Raw genomic sequence first — 22,323 nt, forward strand, 5'->3', positions numbered from 1 at the left:
AAGATGAGGGGGCGGAAGATGGAGCGAAATTACGATTTTCGCAAGCGGCTGGAAGTGGTTCATAAGCCGAATCGCCGTGATTCCAGCGTCCGCGCCGAAACGGGCGAGCTGGAAATTTCGGAAGACTGGCGCATCGTTGTCGATGAGGCAGCCAGTCCGCTGCTGGTCCATACGGCCAAGGATTTGCAGGACTACCTGTTTACAAGCATGAACGTTTCCGTTCGTTTGTTGCGGGTAAAGGATATGGCGGAAACGGTTGCTTTGCAAGAGCGTGTAATCGTACTGGCGACGAGCGAGCAATTGCCAGCGATTGGCGCTAAACTTGCGAAGCCGCGAAGTTACCGAATCGTTGTTCAACAAAGTTGCATTATTATATGCGGTTATAATGAACGCGGGGCGGCGCAGGGCAGCTATTTTCTCGAGGATCAGATGAATTTGCGCGAAGCGCCGGTGCTGGCTTGCACGGATGTTACACGCGAACCGCTGTTCTCGCCGCGTATGGCCCATTCCGGCTGGGGGCTGGATCGTTATCCCGATTCGCATTTGAATGCGCTTGCACATGCGGGAATCGACGCGATTATGGTGTTTGTGAAGGACGTTGACGAAACGCCGGAAGGTTATCAGGATTTCAACTATTTGGTCGATCGCGCTGAGCTCTATGGACTGGATGTCTATGTTTACAGCTACTTGATTAGCCGCCTCCATCCGGATGATCCGGATGCGAAACAATATTACGAAAGCACCTATGGACGGGTGTTCAAGGCGTGCCCAAGGTTCAAAGGCGTTATTCTCGTCGGGGAATCATGCGAATTCCCGAGCAAGGATACAAATACGACGGGCAAGCTGCGGCTTGATTGGCCGGCCGATCAACCGCAAACGAAGCCGAGTCCAGGTTGGTGGCCGTGTGAAGACTTTCCGCAGTGGCTGAACCTGTTGTCGGGAACGATTCGCGCGCATAACCCGGATGCGGACATCGTATTTTGGACGTACAACTGGGGGTGGGCGCCGGAGGAAGATCGCCTGAAGCTTATCCGCGCGCTGCCGGAAAATATTACGCTGCAAGTGACGTTCGAGATGTTCGAGCAAATACGCAATGAGCATGTCACTCACGTTTGCGTAGACTATACGCTTTCAAACGTCGGACCTGGCGCGTATTTTAGCAGCGAGGCGGAAGTGGCTCGCGAACGCGGCATTAAGCTGCATGCAATGAGCAATACGGGCGGACTCACTTGGGATTTCGGCGTCATTCCTTACGAGCCGTTTCCGGGGCAGTGGAACAAAAGACATGAGGCATTAAAGAAGGCTAGCGAGGATTGGGGTTTAAGCGGCCTAATGGAATCCCATCATTTCGGCTGGTGGCCGTCTTTTGTTAGCGAGCTCGCAAAGTGGGCTTACTGGAGTCCGAGCCCTTCGTATGAGGAAGCGCTCGCGATGATAGCCAAGCGGGACTTCGGCGAAGCGGCTGCGCCTCTTGCAGTGGAAGCTTGGAACGCATGGAGCGAAGCGATCACCCATTATATCCCGACAAACGAAGACCAGTACGGACCGTTTCGCGTCGGGCCGTCTTATCCACTCGTTTTCCGCAATGCTATGTTTAAAAAAGCGGTGCAAATGCCGGCTGTCAAACATGCGATGTTCGGCAACGAAATCGTATTGACGGATTACGATCCGCTAGAAGATCCGCGGCAATCGCTTGGCGTAACCCGCATCGACGTGGAAATCAGGAGCCTCGAGCGGATGCTTGAGCTAATGGAGACCGGTAACGAGTTGTTGGAAGAAGCGCTAAAAAGGACTCCGGATAGAAAAAGAGAAGACGGCGTGAGAATGCTTGGTCTAGGGCAGTTTATTGCCAGGTCGATTAAGACGACGATCCATGTCAAGCAGTGGTGGAAGCTGAAACGACAGCTATTGAGCGAAGGGGATACCGGTAAAGCATTGGCATTGATGGAGCGGATGGAGGAGTTGGCCCGCCGTGAAATCGCAAATGCGGAGGCTACGATCCCGCTGGTGGAAGCCGATTCGCGGCTTGGCTGGGAACCGAGCATGGAGTATATGACGGACACTGCGCATTTGCGCTGGAAAATGAACCAAGTGCAAAGCGTGCTGGACAGCGAATTTGCACAATACCGCAAGTCGCTTGCTTTAACGGATAGCATGCAATAACGAGATTCCGCATGGGAAGCGGATGTGAGCCAACTTTTGCTGTTTGCGCAAACGTTGTCTCAACCTTTAAAAGAGGAGTGGAGAGATGCCGTGCAGCTCAAAGATCTTGCCAAACAATTAAATGTATCGGTGTCCACCGTCTCCAGAACCGTTAACGGAACGGGGCGGGTAGGCGCCAAGACACGGGAACGCATACTGGATGCGATCAAGCAGACCGGGTATCAACCGAATGAAGTCGCTCGCAGCTTGAAACGTCGGAGCGCTCGTACACTCGGGGTCGTAGTCGCGGATTTATCCAATAGTTTCTATTCCAAAGTCATCAAAGGCGTCGAAAAGGTGGCTAGCGAGAACAGTTATAACGTGTTCGTATGTAATACGGATGAAGAAGTGGGCAAGGAAGAGGAGTACATTCGGGTACTGCTGCAAAATCAGGTGAGCGGATTGGTCATTGCCACCGTAGGTTCGGATGTCCGGCTGTTCCAGCCTTATATCGATTCCGGCATTCCGTTTGTTTTTATCGACAATTTGCCTTCGTTAGATGATCATTTTAATTTGGTAGCGATCGATAACGCTAAAGCGAGCAGAAGCATTACCCAACATCTAGTCGATCAGGGGCACCGCAAAATAGCGATGATGACGGGGCCGCTAAACCAATCCACATCTTCGGAACGAATGCTTGGCTTTCGAAAATGTCTAGAGGAAAACGGCATTACGCCCGAGGAGCGTTGGATAGGCGTCGGAACGTTTAAGCAGGAGTACGGATACCGAATGATGCGCGAATGGCTGCTGAACGAAGATCGGCCGACTGCGGTATTGGCCGCCAACGATTTCCTCATGTACGGCGCTATAAAGGCGATTTACGAAAGAGGGCTGAAAATTCCTGAAGATATTGCAGTTGCCTGCTTCGATGCCAATGACGAAACGGGATTGATCTCGCCGGGCATCACGGCCATCATTCAACCCGCTTATGAAATCGGATCGATCGCCGCCGAAATCATTATGCGCAGAGAACACGATAAAGGGCGAAAGCAGTACGAGAAAATCGAGCTGGAGCCTGTACTTCTGCTGAAACAATCAAGCATGGGGAATAAGGGCTGACAACACGCATAGAGGAAGTGAAAAGATGAGCAAGGGTCAAGGCCATACGTTGTGGATCTACCCGGATTGCGAATTGCCGCCGGCGGGAGATTCCCTGCTGAAAGGACATGAGTCGGTTATTGTACTGAACTTGGGGAGCAAAGAGGCAGACATTAGCTTGACGCTTTATTTTACGGATCGCGAGCCTGTTAAGGGGATTAAAGTAAAGGTCGGCGGAGAGCGGGTTCGCTGTCTGCGGCTTGATAATCCGGAGGATCTGGAAGGATTTATTATTCCAAGAGAATTGCAGTATGCGCTAAAAGTCGAAAGCGACACGCCGGTCGTCGTTCAATACGGCAGACTGGATACGAGACAGGACAATATGGCTTTCTATACGACGATGGGCTTCAGCGAGTAAAGTGTTTTATTTTCGCAATTATATTTACGGAGAAGAGTGGATGAATAGATGAGTGATAATATCAAAGTTATATTCGGCTTCGATATGGAGACGGACGTAGGAAGCTTTACGCCCTATTATGACGGGGTTAAGAATGCGACAGCACCGCTTGTCGAGCTATTTGATAAGAAGGGCATTAAGGGAACGTTCTATTATACGGGGGATGCGGCACGGAGAAATCCGGAGAGCGTAGAGCTTGTAAAGCAAAGCGGCAACGAAGTCGGCTGCCATTCTTTGTTCCATGAGACGGTTGGAGATGAGTTGTTCCCGATTCCCGGGGTCGTTCCACTCCTTCCGGAGGAGGTTCCGTTTCGTATCGAGAAAGCAACGGAGTGGGTGCAGCAAGTTCTCGGAGAGCAGCCGGTTTCGTTCCGCGCTCCCCGCCTGTGGGGCTCCACGGCGTTGCTTAATTCACTGGAGAAACTAAATTATGTGTCGGACGCCTCTTATCCGATGTACTTCTATCGGGAGCGATATGTTCCGTACAATCCAAGCTCGGCCGACTGGACGAAGGAAGGCGATATGAACATCGTCGAAATTCCCAACTTCGCCGACATGGTCATGAAGAGCAATGACCCGGGACTGGAGCGCGACCGCGATCAATGGCCGTTGTTCCGTACGCAAGGGACCGACGCGCTGATGAAGCATATCGACGGGTTTGTGAAATTTCTCAAGGATAGAAATTTGCCGGTCGTGCTTTGTTTCTATTTCCACCCGTGGGAGTTCATTCCGATTCAGGAAAGCTATCATTACGGCGAAGCAACCGTTACGCCGGATCGCTTCCTGACGCTTGGTTGCGGGGATAAAGCGATGAAGGAATTTTCGCTGCTGATCGACCGGCTTAAGGATATGGGCTCTACTTTCCATCGCGCAGATGATTTCGCCAGACTGTGGAACAAGGGTGAAATCCGATAATCGCCCACGCAACTAAAAAAAAGGACAAGGGAGAGGATTACAATGTCAACGAGGATCTGTATTCCGGACTACGAGTATAAGGAAAGAATTCAGCGGGCGGCAAAGCTGGTACAGCAAAAAGGATTGGACGCGCTTCTTGTCAACTCCAACGAAGCGGACTATGCGAACGCGCGGTATTTTAGCGGCTTCTGGCCGTTGTTCGAGCGGGCTGGCGTCGTTATTACGGCTGCGGGAGACGCCGCGCTGCTTGTTGGACCCGAGAGCACCGTCTATGCTTCGGACTTCGGCAAAATCGATAAAATTTTCACGCTCATGGAATACCGCGAGTCGGCCAACCCTGCGTATCCCGAGCTTAAGCCCAACACGTATCGGGACGTCTTTAAGGCGCTTGGCTTAACGGGCGACAAGCTGAAAATCGGCGTCGCCAGCCTGCTCGACACGACGGTCGTTATGATGGAAGGGTTGAAGAACAACTACCCTGAGGCGGAAATCGTCGGTGCGGACGACATTATGGTTTCGCTGCGCCGGATCAAATCGGTCAACGAGCTGGCGTGCATGCGCGAAGGCTACCGTATTGCCGAGCTTGCGACGGAAGAAGTCATCCGGACGATCCGCCCGGGCGTTACGGAATCACAGATGGTTGGCGTCGCCCAGCGCGTTATTTACGAACATGGCGCCGAATACGAAGGGTTGCCGATGTATATTTTCAGCGAAAAGTCGACGAGCCATGCGATTTCCCGTTCTTCGCACCGCGTCATTAACGCGGGAGACATCGTGCAATTGAACTTGTCCGCCAAAGTCGACGGCTATTCGGCGGCAGTCGGACTGCCCATCAGCCTTGGCAAGTTGACTTCGGAGCGCCGCGATGTTATCGAATTTGGCCTCCGTGCGCACGAATGGACGCAAGCCCAGCTCAAAGCGGGCGTCGTAGCGAGCGATGTGGCGAAAGGTTTTATTAAATTTTTTGGCGATAACGGCTATGCGGACAATTACCTGTACGGTCCTTGCCACGGCACGGGAATGATCGAGGTGGAAGCGCCTTGGATGGAGACGTCGTCCGAGTACTTGCTGGAGCCGAACATGACGTTCCAGATCGATACCTTTGTCATGACGCCGACGTTCGGCATCCGTTGGGAGAAAGGCGTCGTCATTACGCCGGGAGGCTGCGAGCTTATGTGCCAGCCGGTAGGCACAATACACGAATTGGAGTTTTAAAATAATAAGGCGGCATCTGGCCAAACGTGTATGAAATTTCAAATACAATCCAGCAAATAGGGTGGCACCTGGCCAAACGTGTATGAAAATTCATATACAATTCACCAAACAGGCAGGCACCTGGCCAAACGTAAATGAAATTTCATATACAATCCAGCAAATAGGCCGGCACCTGGCTAAACGTGTATGAAAATTCATACACAATTCACCAAATAGGCCGGCATCTGGCCAAACGTATATGTAAATTCATACACAATCCAGCAAATAGGCGGCACCTGGAAAAATGGTTATTCCAAAAGTCAGTGAAAACGGAATGCTGGACGCCCCGTTTTGGTAGAATGTTTAAAAGTGGCAGGCATCCACCTCGCCACTTTCCTGAAAAAGCAGGTACACAAAAGTTGGACGGACATTTTTCCGCCCAACTTTTTATTTTTGAGACTTATTGGACAGCCTCTTGTTGCTACTAAACGCGGTCGCTCATCCTCGAACAGAGTGCGAGCGAACTACCGCTCATAGCAGCAGAGATTTAAATATTGGTTCGAGACGATCCGCCATCCTGAGAAAACCTAAGTCAGTTGGATGCGTGCCATCTACCGTACATTCATGAAAATCACTGCCGAGCAAGTCAGAGCCGTCGATAAAGAAAATATTTGGATCGCCTTTGGATCGAAGCTCATGAACGAGTGACTGCTGAAATTGCTTGCACTCCATTCTTGTCTGATACAGTTCCCTGTGATCCGGGAAGATTTCTCTGGCGTAACGGATTTTGGAAACGACCAGCACTATTGTTTGAGGGTGGACGCTTCGATAGATTCGGATAAATTCAGGAAGCGTTTGTTGAAAAAGCTCGGTACTGACACAATTCGCTTCGTAATCCAGAACCAAACAGGCAGGATTAGGGATGCTGGCAATAACCTCAGCTACCTCCGGTTCGCCTTTGCCGCTTCCCGAAAATCCTAAATTCAAAAATTCCATCGGGATTCTGCGGCTCAAAATGTTGGAATACGCCATACCCGGACGCGATGCGCAACCCCCTTGGGTAATGGAAGTTCCGTAGATAATGATTTTTTTATCCGTTAAATAGTCTGGCGGGGGCAATATAGAGGCACTCTCCTCCAAACCAATCTCTATTTCTTCCACGCCCTTGTACAACGGTAAATAGAGAACGATATTGCGCATTTCGGAATGCCAGTCTTGGAATAAAACGCTATCATATTCTGTCCGTTCGCTATCATATTTCGTTGTATTGCAGTATTGCAGTCCATTCGATGTTTCGATATAACAATCCACTCCGCATTGTCCTGTCGCTGGCATATGAAACATATTTGCCTTATCTGCAAGCTTTACTCTTACCGACAAAGAAGGAGAGTCAGTTTGAAAACGAACTTGCGCACCCGCCGGATGATTGGCCAAATAATCTACAGCAGCAGGCAGCACGGCCTTTGGCGCAGTTGGCAGTCTCCGATACTTGCCCTCTTCCGCAAACCAGGCAAGACCTGAGACGTGGAAGGGACTCATTTTGGGCGAATGCCATTTCATGTTGTCTTGATTTGCCTCGTCGGGCCTCATATTTCTATCATAAGTTTCAATTCTGTTCTCCCGTATTTTCATGATCAGTCTTGTATCTCCCTTCCATCTATAATTGCTAATGTAGTGCGCTTTCCTGACGATACCTCAAATACTAACACAGAGAAGCCCTTTGGCATAGTGACTGATAGGAAGGAAGTTAATGCACGCTTGTTTTTGGCGGGCCTTGCTGATTATGCGCTTCGTGCGTCGTTGTTTTCTAGACATTTTGGAGCGTGCGGCTTATATTAGGTCTATCGGATTGGAAAAAATGATAGAAGGAGTGAGCTGAAATGCTGCATACTGGCATGTTGTCCATTACGTTTCGCCAATTACAGCCCGAAGAGATCGTTGCGCTGACGGTTCAAGCCGGCCTGGATGCCATCGAATGGGGAGGGGACATCCATGTGCCCCATGGCAATGTGGAGGTTGCGCATCATGTAAAAAGAGTAACGGAAGAAGCGGGACTCATCATCGCATCCTACGGTTCGTACTACAAGGCCGGCGTTCTTGATTCGGATGTACCGTCTTTCGAGGATGTCCTGGGCAGCGCGGTGGCGCTGGGTGCGCCGGCCATACGGATTTGGGCGGGCAACAAAGGCAGCGAAGCGGCGGATCCAGGCTGGCGGGATCAGGTAACCGCAGACATCGTTCGTATTGCCGATCAAGCTCAGAAGGAGAATATTCGCATTCATTTGGAGTACCATGCCAATACGCTGACCGATACCCTTGAATCGACGATCGCACTGCTTGAGGCGGCAGACCATCCTAATGTCAGGACGAACTGGCAGCCCCCAACAACGCTGTCGGTAGAACAGCGGCTCGAATCTCTGGAAGGCGTACTGCCGTATCTTGCAGATGTTCATGTGTATCATTGGCAGCTTGGCGAGCGGCTTCCGCTCTCCGCTGGCTCGGAGGAATGGGGAGCGTATGTCCAGCACTTTCGTCCAATAGCGGGGAACCTTCGCTTTGCGATGCTGGAATTTGTGCGGAACGACGATCCCGAGCAGTTCCTGGAGGATGCCGCCGAGTTGCTTCGATTGGTTAAATCGTAGCTTCGTCACCATCTCCTGACTCCCCCACCTTGTATCCATCCTCGTTCACGGCTTCCTATGATATAAAGTTCCCCCGCGCAACAATGGCGGGGGTTAACCCCCTACTCTTAACAAAAAACTAGAAGAAACAGCAGTGGTAAATGCGAAAATTGTTTAAACTGGTTTACAATTTCGACAAAAGCAGAGTAAGATTTAGTCAATCTATTAATTCTGCAGTGATAGTAGACAGGGGAGCACTATGAAAAAAAACTGGTTCAACAAGTTGCTATTATCCTATTTGCCCATTTTCTTTATGATCAGTTTGAGCATGTTGCTTATCACGTATTTAACATTAAGCGAGATGTCCAAGCGATCAGCTATGAAGGCAAACGATTTTTTGGCGCAAACCATTATGCAAACGATTGATGATACGCTACGTGTCATCGACGAATCCTTATTCCTCAATATTGTTAACAATCAAATAATCAACACTTTTTTTGAACCCCTCCCTCGCGAGCAACGGCTCTATACGGATTACCAAACGATCAACATCTTTGGAGAGCTGTTACAGGGCAATCGCTTTATCGATTCGATCTATTTGTATCGTTTAAACGACGAGACGGTTCTCACTCCCACGGCTATTATTGAAATTGAAAACTTCGACGACAAGGAATATATTGGCCGTGCAATAGGTAATTTAAAACCTTTTAAATGGGAAGGAACAAGAGAGTATCGCGAGCAATCGCATGAAGCAGGCAGAGGTGTCATTAGTCTGGCAAAGTTTGTACAATTGTCGACCCGCAGCCTGGTCGTTGTCAATGTCAAAACGGATAGCTTGAGCGAGATGATAGAGCGAATGTCTCCTTCGCCTATCAATTTTATTGAATTGGTAAATGACGACGGACATGTAATCGCTTCCAGCTATTTGCCGAGCAGCAAGCCGGGCAATCTTGCGGAGGAGATGGAGAGAGATCCGAATCAGGGTGAAGTGATGTCCAAGGTGACATCCGATTATACAGGCTGGACCGTGCGGAGCGGCGTATACAAAAATGGCATTGCCGAATGGGTTTCGTCCCTGTTTTACGTATGGATCGCTTTCGGTTTTCTAATTATCGCCATCGGAGTGTTCTGGCTTATCTATGTTACGCGACGAAACTATCGGCCAATTCAAACGATTACAAATCGGATCGCGGATTATTCCAAGCAAAAGAAGCAGGTTTTACCAGGGGACAAGGGAGTAGACGAGTTCAACTATATAGCCAGAGCGATAGAGGATTTGATGGATACCTCCAGCATCCTTCAGGAAGAAAATAATAAAAATAGAGTCTATCGCAAAAAACAAATCTTTCTCAACCTGCTAGAGGGAGGAGTAAACGAAAGCGATTCGAGCTGGAAAGACGAAGTGGAGCTTTTTGGGATGAACATCTCCGTCCATACCTTAATCGTTGCGGTTATAGAGATCGACCGGTATATGGAATTTGCCGATCGATACAACCATAGAGATCAGCAGTTGCTCAAATTTGCTTTAAGCGGAGCGAACCGGGAGATTGGCGAAATCGAATCCATCCAGAGCTGGTCGGAGTGGTTGAACCGCAGGCAGATGGCCGTTATCTATATGTCGGAGAGTCCGGAGGTGTCGGTTGATCAAATTGTACAGCTATGCGAAAAGCTTCGGTCATGGGTGGAACAAAACTTGCCGTACACGATTACAATCGGTATCGGGAACGGCCAGGATGACATAGGAAAAGTTCAGGAATCGTATACATGCGCTTTGAACACACTCCAATACAAGGCTTCGCTGGGCATGAACCGGCTTATTGGACCGGAAGATTTGATTTCGATGCCGCAAGGAGAAATGTTCAGGCAACTTCAAAACATTCGGGCCATCTGTCAATCGTTCCGATCAGGCGAAGAGGATTGGCAGGATCACTACCAAGAGCTCTATCGGACCGTTAAAAGTCAGATGTATTCGCTAGACGATTTGCACAGCTTGTTGAACTACCTTGTCTTTCATTTGCACAAGGAAATGATGGATCTGCCCCTGGAATTCCAGACGATTTGGAATGGAGATATTCATAACCGGTTAAAAGCGGTGTTGGATCAGAAGGAAACGGTCGATGAGAGCTGTGAGGAATTCCAACGGGTTATGCAAGACGCCTTCGAGCAGATGCGTCAGCTCAGACAAAGCAAAAACAATCATCAACTCATCCAGAAGGTCAAATGGTTTATCGGCGAAAATTTCGCGGATCCCGATATGTCTCTTACCCGTTTGAGTGACGAATTCGGATTAAAGTCGGGTTATTTAAGCCGGTTGTTCAAAGAGGAATTTGGCGAAAACTTCTCCGACTATTTGGCCCGGGAAAGGATTAATGCCGCATTGCCTTTACTAAAAGAGAACACTGAAATAACAGTGCAGGATATTGCCGTTGCCGTCGGGTTTACGAATACGTTAACGTTTATACGGACATTTAAAAAGACGATGGGGGATACTCCGGGTAATTATCGCAAGGAATTGCTGCAGTAGAATAATGATTATTGCCTCAAAAACGATTATTGCCTGTTTGATCAAGCCTGCATCGAATGTTCGTCAAGGCCCCCCCTTGAGTTCAGTGGATTCGGGCTTTTTTTGATGCGATTAGAAATTTGATTATGGTTATAATAGCGATGATTTACGGTCCATTCGATCTTGTGCTAGTTTTATGGACGACAGCCGCGCTCACTAGTCAGGGTGTCAAATAAAAAATGGAGGGGTTTAAATGAAAAAAAGCAAAGCCGCTTTGAAAGCTTCAAAAGCAATAATTGTTTGTCTGCTTCTTACTTTAGTAGTCGCTGCTTGCAGCAACGGGGGGAACAACGGAAATCAATCTTCAAACCAACCTTCGAGCACTCCGGCGGCAGGAGCTAACAACTCCGGCGGCAATGACAAGGCGGAAGATGTATATGAAGAGAATGGTCTTCCTAAAGATCAAAAGGTTACGCTGAAGGTTGGTTTTTTTGAAGGCGGCATGGGCCGGGGATGGTTCGATTACGCGATGGATACGTTTAAGCAGAAGTTTCCGAACGTCAGCTTCGACGTTGTATATTCTTCGGAAATCGCTGGTATAACGAGTACGAAAATTTCGGCGAACAATACGGAAGATATGTTCGATATGTTCTCCGGCGGTCTGCCGGGCGGGAACGACGCGCTTAACGCGTTGGTGGAGTCGGGCAAGCTGGAATCGCAAGAGGATTTATGGGATCGCAAAGTTTACGACGGCAGCGGAAACACAGTGAAGGAGCTTGCTTATCCCGGTTACTTTGAGGGCGCCCCGCGAATTATGGGGGATACGTATGCTCTTCCAAACGCAGGTTACGGGACTGGCCTGTTCTACAATAAAAAGCTGTTCGAACAATATGGATGGAATGAAAACCCGAACACTTGGGAGGAATTCGTTAAGCTTGGAGAAGACATAAAAGCACAAAATATTATTCCAATCTCATATCCGGGCGTGTACCCTGAGTATCTTCATAATGCATTTGGCGCATGGAAATTTTTCGAGATGGCCGAAATTAACGGTAATTTGGAAAGTTTTGAGGATACGTTCCGGAACTATAAGCTCCCGTATTATTCGTCCCCGGAATTTAAAGCGGTATGGAGCCGCGTCGCAGAGCTCGGCAAAAAAGGGTTTTTCCCGAAAGGCGTTGCAGGGCTCAATCATACGCAATCGCAGATGCAGGTGCTGCAAGGGAAAGCCGCAACAGTTGCCACGGGTGTTTGGGTAGGCAACGAAATGAAAGATTCTACGCCTGAAGGTTTTGAGTGGGGTTTCATGGTTGTGCCGATGGGGGATAAACCTGACAGCACGAAATGGCTTAGATTTTTTGCCGCCAATGGCAATTATATTTGGGCAGACAAACCGGAGCTGAATAAGCAATGGGCCAAAGAGTTTAATGTGTGGTTGTGGAACATGGACGTCCAGCAAATGATCGCAGAAAAAGGCGGTGCCATGCCTGTGCGAAACGATTATTTGACGGATACGGCAAGAGCCGATACTTTGCAGGATGCCGTAAAAAACATGCTTGCGTATATGGATAAAAATAAAGTGCAAGGGGAAACAGAAGCCCATCATATCGCTTTGACAGATCCTGCCGCGGCGCAAGCGGGGAAAATTATTCAGGAGATGATTACGGAAGTTACCGAAGGCAAACTGGATCCAATACCGCTTCTCGAGGAAGCTGACGAGTTTTTAAAGAAAGCTCTCGAAGCACAGCAGAAGTAAATACTTGAAAAGAAGAAGGCCGCGCGGTGCGGGGACGTTCGTTTCTCGCAACGCGGAATTAAAGGAGGCGTTGCAGCTTTGAATGATCGGATTGGAGTAGGGATTCGCCAAAATACATGGCTTCAAGCATGGGCGCAAAGATCGCAGACGCAAAAATATATTTTTCTGTTGATCGCCATTGTACCGGCTTTTGGTGGCTACTTATTGTTTACACTTTACCCGAATCTCGTATCCGTCTATTATTCCTTGCTTAATTGGGATGGTATTTCGACGCCTAAGTTTGTTGGCTTTGAAAATTACATCAACTTGCTCCAAGATCGATACGTATGGCGCGCGTTGTCGCACAATGCCGTGCTTATGATTTTTGTTCCCGCATTGGTTATATTATTCTCCTTGCTGCTGGCTTATCTGTTGACAAACAAATCGTACAAAGGCGTCGGGGTTTTAAAGGTACTGTTCTTTTTCCCGAATGTGCTTTCGAGCGTCGTCATTGCGTTGTTGTGGGCATTTATTTACGATGGCAGCTTTGGATTGCTTAATTCGCTGCTGCGTCTTGTCGGTATCGAGATCGGGGATTTCTACTGGATCGGAAATACGGACACGGCGTTATGGGCGATTATTCCGCCATCCGTATGGGGAGGAGTCGGACTATATGTCGTCATTTTCTCAAATGCCATGATCACCATACCAAAATCGCTTTACGAATCGGCGATATTGGAAGGAGCAAACCATATGACGCGGCTGTTTAAGATTACGATACCGTTGATTATGCCTATTATTCGGGTAAGCGTGTTGTTTCTTACCCTTGGAGCGCTCAAAGGATTCGAGAACGTGCTTGTGCTTACTAATGGCGGGCCGGCGGGGTCGACAGACGTTATCGGTCTCTATATGTTTAATCTTGCTTTTGGCAAGGAATTTCATAATTATGGATACGCTTCGGCAATAGGCATGTTTTTGTTTGTTTTTCTTGTCATCGTTAAACTTGTTACGGATAAACTTTTTGCTAACCGCTCTTCTGAGTATTGACCTTAGGCTGTGAGCGTTGGAATGGAGGAGAGAAACTTGGCTGAACGCAGAACGGCCGTTGATTTTATCTGGTGGGGTATTCTCATCGCATTTTCTATAACCATCTTGTTTCCTATCATGTGGATACTTTACGAGTCGCTTAAAACGAACCGCGAATTTTTTCAGGATGTGTGGTCGCTGCCGGAAGTATGGATGTGGTCGAACTATGTTAAGGCGTGGGACAAATTTCATGTGGGTTCCGCCGCGTTGAACACGGCTTATTATGTCGGACTTAGCTTAATCATTAGTGTCTCCCTTACGACGATGAATGCATATGCATTGACCCGCATCACTTTTAAAGGACGCAAGCTGATCTGGGGCATTATCATGCTGTCGCTGTTTCTGCCTGGGCTTACTGCCTTGATTCCCCAGTACGTATTGATGCGAGAGTTGAACCTGACCAACAGCTTGACTGGACTTATCATTCTGGATAGTTTTGGCGAAAGCGCATTCTACCTCATGCTGCTTGGCGGTTTTATGCAGTCGCTGCCAAAAGAGCTCGAGGAGAGCGGATTTATGGATGGCGCTTCTCTGTATCGTGTGTTTCTGCAAATTATCGTTCCGCTGGCATTGCCCGGCATTGTGACAGTCGCCATTTTTAAATTTTTGGAATTATACAACAATTTTCTCGGTCCATTTATTTACTTAAGCGATCAGAGCAAATACACTATGGCGGTCAATATGTATCATGCCAACAGTATGATGCAGTACTCCGCAGATTGGGTAACGCTTTTCGCTGGGGTTATGATTACGCTGGCACCATCGGTTGTGTTCTATATGCTGTTTCAGCGGTCGATTATGGAAGGCGCGACGCTAGGTGCGGTAAAAGGATAGTTTCATCATTTGTATAAAAATGGGAGGCTAGTTTAATGCTGAAGCGTTTAAGGAAACTGCGTCATATAGCGGTCTGTCTTCTTGTTGTTGCTTTAGTTACTTCTGTTCTATCGTCGGCAATTGTTGCAGAAAGCGGAACTGTATCAGACAAATCCGGTTTTCCGGATATCTCATCATCTTATGCAAAGAGTGAAATTGAAGCTTTGGTAGAATCGGGTGTTCTATCGGGTTATGCGGATGGAACTTTCGGACCGAGTAAGCCAATCACTCGGGCTGAAATGGCTAAAGTGATCGCTAAGCTTTTAAAGTTGGAGGAAAACTTTGGAAATACCAAACACTTTACCGATGTGAAAGAAGGGAGTTGGTATGGCGGGTATATCGGAGCGCTTGTAGAAGCAGGTATAACACGCGGAACATCGAAATCGAGATTTTCGCCAGAGGGACTTGTCACCAGAGAGCAGTTGATCGTTTTTTTTATTCGCGCTTTTGGTATGGAAGAGACGGCAAAAGCTTTTCGGTCGACCACATCTGAGTTCTCTGATGACAAGCGGATATCCGATTGGGCGAAACCTCATATATCGCTTGCTTTTCATATCGGATTTGTTAATGGAATACCAAGCGCGGACGGGCTGCTGTACTTTGATCCGCAAGGGAACGCGCAAAGACAGGCGGTCGCAAGACTCGCTTACGAATTTGCCGTAAATTTCTTTAACTATACAGAGAAAGCCGGTATAGCGACTAAGCCAATAGATGAGCAACCGGCAGAAGGTTCGGAATCAGAAGAAACAACCGTGCCGGTGCCAGTTACGGTGCCAGTGCCAGTGCCAACAACATTGTCTATTATAAACAATCAGGAAGCGAATGCGGTTATCATCGTCGATTCCGAGGCGGATGAGCGCGTTCAGGCAGCAGCGAGCACCTTGGCAGAGTATGTAGAAAAATCTACAGGTGTGTTATTGCCAGTGTTGTCGGAAGAACCGTCATCGGGCAATCATGAGGAGCTTATTAGCCACGTTCGCATTTTTGTGGGTGAGAGAAGCGGCCAGACTAGCCCAGAACTTATCGAACTGATGCAAGGCTTGGGCGGGGATGGCTTTGTTATACATCCTCACGGCAATGCCATTAGTATTGTAGGTCCTACTTCTTGGGGCACCATGTATGGAGTGCTAGAGTTTCTGGAGCGGTATGTCGACGTGCGGTGGCTAATGCCAGGCCCGGCTGGAGAGGACGTGCCGCAGAAGTCGAATATTGTGGTCCCCAAACAAGATATAAGGGAAGAGCCTGCCTTTGCGTCGCGCGTCTTTAGTCCGATACACACACCTGCAACGCCTGAGCGTCCGTATCCGCTGCAAAGTGAATGGGCGGAGAAAAACCGCATGCATTTGCAAATTGAATTCCATCATAATTTATCGAACCTGTTTCCTCCATCTCAATATCGAGAAAGTCACCCGGAGTTTTATCCAAATGGTATCGTGCCGGATGACAACAACGATATTGGATGGCAACCATGCTTTACTGCGCCAGGGATAGTCGAAGAGGCAATCGACAATATCATTCAGTATTTTTATGATCATCCGGACGAATCCTCCTATTCGTTAGGCATTAATGATGGCAATGGATTTTGCGAAGCAAATCCCGCACATCCGGCTTACCCCGACAAGCTTAACTCCGTCGGTTTGGTCGATATGTCGGATATTTATTACGAATGGATAAACCAGGTAGTCGAAGGTGTTCTTGAAGTGTACCCGGATAAATGGTTTGGCCTGCTGGCTTATGAAAATGTAACGGACCCGCCTGTTGGCATCCAGCTTAATTCCAGAGTTGTTCCGCTCATTACAAAAGATCGTATGGCCTGGGTTGATGAGGATATAAGGGATGCGGGGCAAGCTCAGATGGAGAAGTGGAGTCTCGTTGCCGATAGTTTGGGCTGGTACGACTACAATTACGGCGCTCCTTACACATTACCTCGTATTTACACAGGACTCATGGCGGACAACTACCGCTTTGCCCGGGATAAAGGGGTCATTGCGCATTATTCGGAGCTGTATCCGAACTGGGGCGAAGGGCCGAAGGCATGGATATCAGCCAAGTTGCAATGGAATCCGGACCTGGATGAGGAAGCGTTGCTTGAGGAATGGGCAGTGAGAGCGGTTGGCGCTGCCGCAGCACCCGACTTGATTGCGTATTACGAGCACTGGGAGCACTTTTGGACGGAAAGAATTGTTGATTCGCCGTGGTTCCAAGTGAACAAAGTGTTGACTTACTTTTATTTTGACACCGCTTCTTATCTAAAGCTGGTCACGGATGAAGAGATTTCCGAAAGCAGAATATTGCTTGAATCGGTCGTAGGCAAGACGGAAACGGATCAGCAGGAAGCAAGAGCCAATTCGTTGCTTCGCGCTTTCGAATATTATGAAGCATCGGCGCTTAGTTATCCGAAGGACGCGGCACCTCCAGCGGATGTCGAATCAGCGCTCGCTATGCTGGAAGACGTTGTTGAACATGGAGAAGAAAAAGTGGAGTGGGCGAATACCCGGTACGATCTGGTTGACGAATTTAAAAACGATCCCGTATTGATACACCAGCTTGATCCCAGGCCGTTTGAACTTAGGTGGTCGGGATGGAATCCACATTCCTTCTGGCGTTTGTCGAACTACATGAATGAGAACGAGCCTTCAGGAGGACCTGTTACGGAACGGCTTAATGAAATTATGGAGAGCAGCGAGTCTGCGCCCATACGCGATTATAGCAAATTGCTGTTTACAAGCAGCGAAGGATTGTTCCCGGTTAATGATAATACTTCTTTTGAATTTGGAACAACCACCGAAGCAACATCATGGATTTATTGGATTAGAGAAAGTGGCAGCATGCAAAAAACAACGGATTTTTCGCGAACCGGCAACGCAAGTCTGGTCATCCGCGATCTTGATCGCGGCGGGCCGGCGCAGATGGCATCAGTCAAGCCAGGTCTACTCGCTGCCAGAGCATTCTACTATACCCCCGCTGGTACGCAAACGGATGGTTCAATTCAGTATGGATTCAATCTGTTCGATACGGAAGGGGCGTTTCTGTACGCTCAAAAGTTTGATGTAGAGGCATTAAAGGATACGGCAGGAGAGTGGGCATCGCTTCATCAATTAATTAGTATTCCCGAGGAGATTAACGGCAAGGAAGTAGGAACTGCTCAAGTCGTCGTTATCGTTAATAATTTGACGGACGGCACGCCGCTTTATATCGATGATGTAGAGCTCTATCAGGCGCAGGAAGGGTGGAACTTCCCGAATACATTCTGGAGTCGCTTTGATCAACTTACGGGATCGGATATGGGAAATGAGGAATTGCGCCAAGATCTGGAATCGTTTGTTCAAAACGCTGAAGCTTCCGAAGATCGCGAGTATGCTCGTTTACTGATGGATATCGCAGATGGCAACGCTTTGCCGATTAACGGCAACTTTTCTTTCGAGTCCGGCACAGTATCCGCACCGCCTTGGGCGTACTGGGTGCATAGTGTGGGAGGCATGCAACGGGATATCGAAGTAGCCCGTACGGGGCAAGCGAGTCTGCGTATTAATGATTTGTATCACGGCGGACCATTCCAACCAATCCCCGTCAGTCAGGGAGCTTTTGCAGCGCGAGTTCATTATTACTTCGAGAAAGGCGCAACAAGCGGAGGTAGCGGAGGTTACGTCGAGTTGACCTTGAACCTGCTGGATGAGCAGGGCAATGTACTGGATACGCTAAGATCGGCAATTAAACCGATTGAGGCTGTTTCCGGCTCATGGGCATCCGTCGACTGGATAGGCTCGATCCCCGAAACAGTTGGCAATGTCGACATTGCGCAAGGACAATTTGTTGTATTGGTGCATGAAGTGGGCGAAGGCAATACGCTGTATCTAGATGATGCGGTGTTCTACCAGAATCAATAGACTTCCATAATTTTTAAGCATAATTATACAGGCGGGACTGATGTCTACGGGATTGAACGTCCATAGCAGTAGCCCGTCTGTACCTATGATCCGATGGGGAGAGGCTTTATTATGAGTTTACTTGCTGGCACAGCCAAAAGAGATATAACAACAAACGACGTCGGAGTTTTAGTTAACGATCCGCTTTACGCCAAAGCTTTGGTGCTGGATGACGGGAGCAAAATCGTGGTCATCATCGCGATGGATGTGCTTGCGATTGGCGGCTTGGGAGACGTCAAAGATGATTTTATGATGAAGCTGCGAAGCAAAATCGAAGCGGAGCTGGGCATTCCCGGCTCGCATGTGCTGGTAAACGCGTCTCACACGCACCCGCTGGGCCGACTGCTATGCGATGATGACGAGCAGGTTAATCGTACGTTTGATGCCGTAAAAGAAGCGATGGAAAATAGAACAGAGGCGAGAGCCGGCTCCGGTTACGGTTATGAAGACCGTATTACGTTTAACCGCAATATGAAGATGAAGGACGGCAGCCATTGGACGGTTCGTTACGCTTTCCCGAGTCCCCCGGACGAGGACGTAGCAGACGTCGGGCCTATCGATCCGGATATCGGTATTATTCGAATCGACCGTTTGGACGGAACGGTGCTGGCGGTCGTGTACAATTTCGCTTGCCATCTTCTCATCGGTGTGCCGAACAAGGGGGTAACAGCCAATTTTCCAGGCTTCTCCTCCAAGGTTATCGAAGAAAGCTTGGGCCACGGCGCGATGGCATTCTTTTTCCAAGGAGCAGGCGGAGACATCCTGGAATTGCACTTCAAAGATATCAATCGTCCAAGAAACAGTGAGCAGATGGGGATGATGCTGGGTCTGAGCGCGTTAAAGGCCATTAACGGGATTCGGACCGCGGAGGTTAGTCTCAGCGTGATGTCCGAGACGGTCCAGCTTCAAAGAAAATCGGACTTTGACGACAGAATTGCGGCGAGACTGCGCGATCAGGCGGAACTGCTGGCTTCTTTAAGAAACACTTGTTTAAATTTCAAAACGTTTTTGCCCTTGTATTTGAAATATGCGCTTAACGGCGACTATCCAGCTGATTACAAGTACAGATATTTGCAGGAGGAGCGGATCGGCTCGAATGAGCTGGTTACGATGGATGTCCACAATCGCGGCAATATCGATCAATATTTAAACAATATCTTCGCGATGGAGCAGTTGGTGAAGATTCAGGAGGACATCGATACGCTGAACTTCCATAAGCAGTTGACGGAGGAGGCGGACGAACCGACCGTAGCGGCCGAGGTGCAAGGGATTAAGATTGGGGATTGTGCAATTATTACGGCTCCTGCGGAATTGCTTGCCGAGATCGGCTTAAATTTGAAAAAGGCCTCGCCGCATGCGCACACGATCGTTGCAGCGTTTTCCAACGGATATTTGCATTATGCGCCTCCCGTTTACCATTACGATAAAGGCGGTTACGAAGTGACGGAATGTATGCTGGGGCCAGAGTGGCAGCAGGTTTATGAAGACAAAGCGTATGACATTTTGCGAAAGCTGTAAGGGTGAAAAAATCGATGGATAAACAATGGACGGCCAAATGGATTACGGATCGCGAGTTTGATGGTTTGGTCCCGATCGATCTGTATCGCAAGGAATTGGCTCCCGCTCAGCCTTACGTGCACAGGGCAGATCTCAGGAACCGCCACATGTTGTTCCGCAAAGTATTCGATGTGCAGGGGGAGGGGGGCAGCTCCGAAGCATATCTGGACATATCGGGCGACGATTATTATAAGGTGTATATAAATGGACAATTTGTAGGCCAAGGACCGGCACAATCGCCTCATTTCCATTATTACTATAATCGGTTTCCGGTCTCCAACTTTCTGCAAGAAGGATTAAATGTAATCGCGGTGCATGTCTATTACCATGGATTAATCAGTCATTCCTTTAATAGTGGAGATTACCGCCAAGGGCTCATCGCAGAAATCGTTTTGGGTGATAAAGTTGCGGTCCAGACAGACGAGTCTTGGAAATACAGGATGACAAATCAATACGGCGACGGACATTTGACCGGTTATGACACACAATTTGTGGAACATCTAGATAATCGGTTTCGCGTGCAGGGCTGGCAGAACCTTAATGATGACGACCAAACCTGGCAAATGGCGTGCGAGCTGGGCGACAACGACTATCAACTGTTTTTACAGCCAACCCCGCCCTTGTCTGTTTATGAAGTGGATCCGACTTCAATCGTCCAAATCGAGGACGGTTATTGGATTGATTTTGGTCAAGAAGTAACCGGTCAACTCCGTTTAAGCGCTATTGGCAGGGAAGGCGGAAGGATCGAGATTCGTTACGGGGAGGAATGTCTGGAGAACGGGCGAGTCCGTTACGATATGAGATGCAATTGTCTCTTCCAGGAGTTTTGGACCTTGTCGGGAAACGATGACAGCTTCGAGGGGTTTGACTATAAAGCCTTTAGGTATGTAGAGGTGCTGACCGATCCGGATATCGTGATCGACACTGGAAGCGTGAAAGCCATCGTAAGGCATTATCCATGGCAGGATCAGGCCTGTGTGTTCAGCTCCTCCAGTTCGCTGCTTAATGGGATTTGGTCGATTTGCAGCAATGGCGTCAAATACGGATCGCAAGAAACGTACGTCGATTGTCCGTCGAGAGAGAAGGGGCAATATCTGGGCGACAATACGGTCATTACGCATGCTCATGCTTATTTGGGCGGCGATTTGCGGTTGTTTCGCAAGTCGCTGCAGGATTTTGCGACTCTGTCAGAACGTGTGTGCCCCGGCCTAATGGCGGTAGCTTCGGGGAGTTACATGCAGGAAATCGCGGATTTTTCCTTTCAGTGGCCCATACAGCTTCTGCAATATTACAGGCAAAGCGGTGATATTGCATTTCTGAGAGAGATGTGCCCGGTAGCGGAAAATATGCTCCGATATTTTTCTGCATTTCGCCGGGAAGACGGCTTGATAGCGGGCGTTAAGGACAAGTGGAACTTAATCGATTGGCCGGAAAATATGCGTGATGGCTACGATTTTAGTGCTGATCAGCCGGATCGATGTCACAACGTACTCAATGCGTTCTATTATGGGGCGATGAAGACGACGGCCGAAATTCAGCGGTTGGTAGCGGGAGAAGTATCCGATGAGCTGCAACGGAATATGGTCCAAACTTGTCGTTCCTTTAGCCAGGTGTTCTACGATAACGAAACCATGCTTTATGTAGATTCGGAAGACTCAAAACATTCCTCTCTTCACGCCAATGCTTTGCCGTTATTATTCGGCTTGACAACGCAAGAAGCAAGACAGCCGATTGTAGAGCTGATCCGGGCCAAGCGATTAAATTGCGGCGTATACATGGCTTATTTTGTTTTAAACGCTCTTGCCGAGGCGGGAGAATATGAGCTGGTTTACAACCTGATCACTTCCGATGATCTCCATTCGTGGGCAAACATGATCAAGGAAGGAGCAACGACCTGCTTTGAAGCGTGGTCCAAAGATTTGAAGGCCAATACGAGCTTATGCCATCCTTGGGCGAGCTCCCCGATTCCGATTTTAATCGAGCATATTATCGGATTAAAGCCTGCGGAGCCGGGATGGAGATCGATCTCCTTTTCTCCCCGTTTGCCGAAGGAGCTTTGCGAGGTAAAGCTGGCTTTCGAGACGCCATCCGGCCGAATATCCTTTACTGCAAATGATGGGGATATTCAGCTGATTGTGCCCGAAGGCGTAACGGTGATCGAACAATAAAAGTGAATGCAAGTATCAAACGGATGGATCATTATTTCGTTTAAGGAT

Annotated in this window: 14 protein-coding genes and 1 pseudogene; 14 read left to right on the forward strand and 1 reads right to left on the reverse strand. The window is 48.7% G+C overall.

What is annotated here, in order from left to right; translation table 11 throughout:
* Nucleotides 1-18: 18 nt before the first annotated feature.
* From B1748_RS25320 to B1748_RS25340, 5 genes are read left to right on the forward strand one after another with little or no spacing between them, the layout of a single operon-like run.
* Nucleotides 19-2,163, forward strand: coding sequence for a hypothetical protein (locus tag B1748_RS25320; protein WP_087570725.1), 2,145 nt, complete (start codon nucleotides 19-21; stop codon nucleotides 2,161-2,163).
* A 24-nt stretch (nucleotides 2,164-2,187) separates the two neighbouring features.
* Nucleotides 2,188-3,261 carry a LacI family DNA-binding transcriptional regulator gene (locus B1748_RS25325; RefSeq protein ID WP_087570726.1) on the forward strand — a complete coding sequence of 358 codons (1,074 nt, stop codon included), beginning with the start codon at nucleotides 2,188-2,190 and terminating at the stop codon, nucleotides 3,259-3,261.
* Nucleotides 3,262-3,286: 25 nt separating this feature from the next.
* Nucleotides 3,287-3,658 (forward strand): sensory rhodopsin transducer, encoded by a 372-nt coding sequence (locus B1748_RS25330; RefSeq protein ID WP_087570727.1) that lies wholly within the window; start codon nucleotides 3,287-3,289, stop codon nucleotides 3,656-3,658.
* Nucleotides 3,659-3,706: 48 nt separating this feature from the next.
* Complete coding sequence (locus B1748_RS25335; RefSeq protein ID WP_087570728.1) at nucleotides 3,707-4,612, forward strand: polysaccharide deacetylase family protein; 906 nt, start codon at nucleotides 3,707-3,709, stop codon at nucleotides 4,610-4,612.
* A 42-nt stretch (nucleotides 4,613-4,654) separates the two neighbouring features.
* Complete coding sequence (locus B1748_RS25340) at nucleotides 4,655-5,827, forward strand: M24 family metallopeptidase (protein WP_087570729.1); 1,173 nt, start codon at nucleotides 4,655-4,657, stop codon at nucleotides 5,825-5,827.
* A gap of 510 nt (nucleotides 5,828-6,337) precedes the next feature.
* Here B1748_RS25340 and B1748_RS25345 read toward each other — a convergent pair.
* On the reverse strand, nucleotides 6,338-7,438 hold the full coding sequence (locus tag B1748_RS25345; protein WP_087570730.1) for an SGNH/GDSL hydrolase family protein: 1,101 nt from the start codon (nucleotides 7,436-7,438) through the stop codon (nucleotides 6,338-6,340).
* A gap of 248 nt (nucleotides 7,439-7,686) precedes the next feature.
* Here B1748_RS25345 and B1748_RS25350 point away from each other — a divergent pair, with 248 nt between their 5' ends.
* The 9 genes and pseudogenes from B1748_RS25350 (at nucleotide 7,687) to B1748_RS25385 (ending at nucleotide 22,275) form a co-directional block, all read left to right on the forward strand.
* A complete protein-coding gene (locus tag B1748_RS25350) occupies nucleotides 7,687-8,448 on the forward strand; it encodes a sugar phosphate isomerase/epimerase family protein (RefSeq protein WP_087570731.1) in 762 nt (253 codons plus the stop codon).
* Between the two features lie 238 nt (nucleotides 8,449-8,686).
* A complete protein-coding gene (locus B1748_RS25355) occupies nucleotides 8,687-10,951 on the forward strand; it encodes an AraC family transcriptional regulator (RefSeq protein ID WP_087570732.1) in 2,265 nt (754 codons plus the stop codon).
* 232 nt (nucleotides 10,952-11,183) lie between these two features.
* Entirely contained in the window at nucleotides 11,184-12,686 is a 1,503-nt protein-coding gene (locus B1748_RS25360) for an ABC transporter substrate-binding protein (RefSeq protein ID WP_087570733.1), read from the forward strand.
* Between the two features lie 78 nt (nucleotides 12,687-12,764).
* Nucleotides 12,765-13,712, forward strand: a complete 948-nt coding sequence (locus B1748_RS25365; RefSeq protein WP_087570734.1) for a carbohydrate ABC transporter permease — start codon at nucleotides 12,765-12,767, stop codon at nucleotides 13,710-13,712.
* A gap of 36 nt (nucleotides 13,713-13,748) precedes the next feature.
* Nucleotides 13,749-14,585, forward strand: a complete 837-nt coding sequence (locus B1748_RS25370; RefSeq protein ID WP_087570735.1) for a carbohydrate ABC transporter permease — start codon at nucleotides 13,749-13,751, stop codon at nucleotides 14,583-14,585.
* A 35-nt stretch (nucleotides 14,586-14,620) separates the two neighbouring features.
* Nucleotides 14,621-14,857 (forward strand): annotated as a pseudogene (locus B1748_RS38130) (S-layer homology domain-containing protein); the annotation flags it as partial.
* Between the two features lie 15 nt (nucleotides 14,858-14,872).
* Nucleotides 14,873-18,511, forward strand: a complete 3,639-nt coding sequence (locus B1748_RS25375) for a DUF4838 domain-containing protein (RefSeq protein ID WP_256975924.1) — start codon at nucleotides 14,873-14,875, stop codon at nucleotides 18,509-18,511.
* Nucleotides 18,512-18,622: 111 nt separating this feature from the next.
* Nucleotides 18,623-20,068, forward strand: coding sequence for a hypothetical protein (locus B1748_RS25380; RefSeq protein WP_087570737.1), 1,446 nt, complete (start codon nucleotides 18,623-18,625; stop codon nucleotides 20,066-20,068).
* Nucleotides 20,069-20,082: 14 nt separating this feature from the next.
* Entirely contained in the window at nucleotides 20,083-22,275 is a 2,193-nt protein-coding gene (locus tag B1748_RS25385; protein WP_087570738.1) for a family 78 glycoside hydrolase catalytic domain, read from the forward strand.
* The last annotated feature ends 48 nt before the right edge of the window (nucleotides 22,276-22,323 follow it).

It is taken from the genome of Paenibacillus sp. MY03 (genome assembly GCF_002165585.1).
Classification (GTDB): domain Bacteria; phylum Bacillota; class Bacilli; order Paenibacillales; family Paenibacillaceae; genus Pristimantibacillus; species Pristimantibacillus agaridevorans.

What these genes read in the sequence shown, in the direction of transcription:
- B1748_RS25360 (WP_087570733.1), top strand. Translation starts at nt 11,184, where the DNA reads ATGAAAAAAAGCAAAGCCGCTTTGAAAGCTTCAAAAGCAATAATTGTT.
- B1748_RS25385 (WP_087570738.1), top strand. Translation starts at nt 20,083, where the DNA reads ATGGATAAACAATGGACGGCCAAATGGATTACGGATCGCGAGTTTGAT.
- B1748_RS25335 (WP_087570728.1), top strand. Translation starts at nt 3,707, where the DNA reads ATGAGTGATAATATCAAAGTTATATTCGGCTTCGATATGGAGACGGAC.
- B1748_RS25330 (WP_087570727.1), top strand. Translation starts at nt 3,287, where the DNA reads ATGAGCAAGGGTCAAGGCCATACGTTGTGGATCTACCCGGATTGCGAA.
- B1748_RS25345 (WP_087570730.1), bottom strand. Translation starts at nt 7,438, where the DNA reads ATGAAAATACGGGAGAACAGAATTGAAACTTATGATAGAAATATGAGG.
- B1748_RS25340 (WP_087570729.1), top strand. Translation starts at nt 4,655, where the DNA reads ATGTCAACGAGGATCTGTATTCCGGACTACGAGTATAAGGAAAGAATT.
- B1748_RS25355 (WP_087570732.1), top strand. Translation starts at nt 8,687, where the DNA reads ATGAAAAAAAACTGGTTCAACAAGTTGCTATTATCCTATTTGCCCATT.
- B1748_RS25380 (WP_087570737.1), top strand. Translation starts at nt 18,623, where the DNA reads ATGAGTTTACTTGCTGGCACAGCCAAAAGAGATATAACAACAAACGAC.
- B1748_RS25320 (WP_087570725.1), top strand. Translation starts at nt 19, where the DNA reads ATGGAGCGAAATTACGATTTTCGCAAGCGGCTGGAAGTGGTTCATAAG.
- B1748_RS25350 (WP_087570731.1), top strand. Translation starts at nt 7,687, where the DNA reads ATGCTGCATACTGGCATGTTGTCCATTACGTTTCGCCAATTACAGCCC.